Origin of the sequence: Kamptonema sp. UHCC 0994, assembly GCF_029167235.1 — a bacterium.
GTDB lineage: Bacteria > Cyanobacteriota > Cyanobacteriia > Cyanobacteriales > Microcoleaceae > Kamptonema.
Genome location: NZ_JARFTR010000124.1, coordinates 1 through 1436 on the forward strand (window position 1 = coordinate 1; position 1436 = coordinate 1436).

Annotated in this window: 1 protein-coding gene; it reads left to right on the forward strand. The window is 46.1% G+C overall.

Going from position 1 to position 1436, the window contains the following annotated elements; translation table 11 throughout:
- The first annotated feature begins 161 nt into the window (after positions 1 to 161).
- The gene (locus tag PY364_RS11600; RefSeq protein WP_275522672.1) at positions 162 to 1373 is read left to right on the forward strand and encodes a quinone-dependent dihydroorotate dehydrogenase; all 1212 of its coding nucleotides are present in this window, start codon (positions 162 to 164) and stop codon (positions 1371 to 1373) included.
- The last annotated feature ends 63 nt before the right edge of the window (positions 1374 to 1436 follow it).

Consider the following 1436-nt stretch of genomic DNA (forward strand, 5'->3'; position numbering starts at 1 on the left):
ACATACCGCCCAGAGGGCGGCGTTACAAATACTTTTGCGTAAGTTCTAATGATGATTACCAACAATACCTAATGGTAGAATTTATACTTTGGGGCTATTTTTTCTTTCATTTTTTATTTTTACTTACTTTTTGCTGACTTAATTGCTCTAGGATAGATAACTTGGATATTTATAAACTGGCTCTACGCCCTCTTTTATTTTCTGGATTGAAAGCCGATCCTGAGTGGCTGCACGATCGCCTGATGGCAATAATCGACTTTTTGGGTAAAGCTGATGCTAATGCGCCACTGCGTCCCCTTCTAGTTCAATTAGAGCAATCTTTGGGCAAGAAAGATACTCGTTTAGAACAAACCCTCTGGGGGCTGAGGTTTAAAAATCCTGTGGGTTTGGCGGCGGGTTTTGATAAAAACGCTCTGGGGGCTGGTATTTGGGGAAGCTTCGGTTTTGGCTTTGCTGAAATGGGTACTGTGACTTTCCATGCTCAACTGGGGAATCCTCGCCCTCGCTTGTTTCGCTTGGGCGCGGATAATGCAGCCTTAAATCGTATGGGGTTTAACAATCAAGGTGCAGTTGCGATCGCTACTCGGTTAGAAGCATTGAGGAGCGCGGGAAATGGGGAGAGGGGGGGCGGGGGAGCGGGGGAGGAGGAAGTTAAATCGAACCCAGTCTCCCAGTCTCTCAGTCTCCCAGTCTTCCCATTCCCATTAGGGGTCAATCTTGGTAAATCTAAGGTGACACCCCTAGAAGAGGCTGCGATGGACTATTTAGGGAGTTTTAAGTTGCTGAAGGATTGGGGGGATTATTTTGTGGTGAATGTGTCGTCGCCTAATACGCCGGGGCTGCGATCGCTTCAAGATGCCAACCAGTTAAGCACAATTTTAGAGGTATTGCAACAGGAAAATCGCGCTCTTAAGCCAATTTTAGTTAAGATTGCGCCGGATTTGGAGTGGGAGGCGATCGCGTCTGTTATTAAGTTAGCTCAAACCTACGAACTAGCAGGCATTGTCGCTACTAATACTACTACCCGCCGCGATGGACTCAAAACTCAAATATTGCCGCAAACTGGTAAACCCATAAGCGAAGAAGCCGGAGGAATTAGTGGCGATCCTGTGCGCGATCGCTCTACCGAAGTGATACGGTTTATTTGGCAGCAAACTCAAGGCCAATTGCCAATTATTGGCGTGGGCGGCATTTTTACCGCTGAAGATGCTTGGGAAAAAATTGCGGCTGGGGCGAGTTTAATTCAAGTTTATACTGGTTGGATTTATGAAGGGCCTTGGATGGTGCGGCGGATTTTAGAGGGATTGTTGCAAAAGTTGGAAGAAAGAGGTTTGAGTTCTATTTCTGAGGCCGTAGGAATAGATGCAAATTAAAACTATAAATAGAAATTATGCACGAACCACGTAACCTGGTTCTTATACACATCTCCGAGCCCA